Source organism: Streptomyces inhibens, from assembly GCF_003389455.1.
In the GTDB taxonomy this organism is placed as follows: domain Bacteria; phylum Actinomycetota; class Actinomycetes; order Streptomycetales; family Streptomycetaceae; genus Streptomyces; species Streptomyces inhibens.
This window is the reverse complement of record NZ_QUAC01000273.1, coordinates 1-1,087: the sequence shown is the minus strand read 5'-3', so window position 1 is coordinate 1,087 and position 1,087 is coordinate 1. Positions and strand designations below refer to the sequence as shown.

The window sequence follows — 1,087 nt, the reverse complement described above, 5'->3', positions numbered from 1 at the left end:
CGCCGGGGGGCGGAGCGCGGGCGGCGGGCGCGGGCTGACGGTGCCGGTGCGGCAGGCCGAGGCCGAGGGCGCCGACCCGCGGCGCGGCTGGGAGCTGGCGACGTGGGCGATCGCGCACTCCGCCGAGCTGCGCATCGAACAGATCTCTTACGCCGGCCGGATGTGGACGGCGGCCGATTCGGGGAAGGGCTGGCAGCGGAAGGCGGCCGGTTCGGCGGCGGCCGCGCGCGACGTTCGTATCATCACCGCGCAATAGTTTGCCGAGTCCCCCCAAAGGGTTATCGGCATCAATTCCCCTTATCCATAAGGGAGTTGTTTCGGTGAAGTCGGCACACCCGGTCAATTCCCTTGTACGCAAAGGGCTGTGACGTTTCCGCACTCCGCCGGGGTGTGCACATATTGGCCGTCATTAGCCAGGGCCGATTATGTGATGCGTTACCAAGTCTTTACCGGAGTTCACCGCAACCTTCGGGGGTCTGACGCGGTAGTCAGTGCGTCCGCCCGGCGGACATGGCACATCTGTCAGAAGTACGAGTCCTTCTCCGTAAAAGGAGCACCATGTCCCTCCCCGTTACGCGTCGGATCGCCCGAGCCGCCCTGCTCGTCGCAGCAGGTGCCGCTCCCGTGGTCGCTGCGGCCGGTTCCGCGAGCGCCGTGGAACTGCCCGCCAAGACACCCGACCTCGGCGGACTGACGGCCCCCCTGGACTCCCAGAACACCAGCAAGACCGTCGACCGCACCGCGCACGACGGCGTCGGCCTGCTCAACGCGGCCGGCAGCAAGGCGGCGACGAAGCTCGCCCCAGCGCTCGTCGAGACCGCCGGCCCCGTCGTCAAGAAGGCCATGCCGCTCACCCAGGGGGCCACCGACAAGGCGGAGGCCCTGGTCCGTCCGACCCTCAAGAACGGCCTCTCGACCAACACGCTGCCGCTCGACGTCGCCAAGGGGCTGCTCGGCGGGCCGGTCCAGAAGCTCGCCGGCGCGCCGGCCAAGGGCGGCCTGCTCGGCGGTCTGCCGCTCGGCGGCCGGTGACCGGCCGGTCCACCCGTACCGCGCGCAGGGGCCCGGGGAGTTCGCTCTCCCCGGG

At 70.2% G+C, this 1,087-nt stretch carries 2 protein-coding genes; both read left to right on the top strand.

Annotated features, from left to right (window positions below; translation table 11 throughout):
• A partial coding sequence (locus tag DY245_RS32825; protein WP_483409831.1) for a VldE C-terminal domain-containing protein occupies nucleotides 1-256 on the top strand: 256 nt, incomplete at its 5' end.
• Between the two features lie 302 nt (nucleotides 257-558).
• Nucleotides 559-1,032 (top strand): ATP-binding protein, encoded by a 474-nt coding sequence (locus tag DY245_RS32820; protein WP_128510818.1) that lies wholly within the window; start codon nucleotides 559-561, stop codon nucleotides 1,030-1,032.
• Nucleotides 1,033-1,087 lie beyond the last annotated feature (55 nt).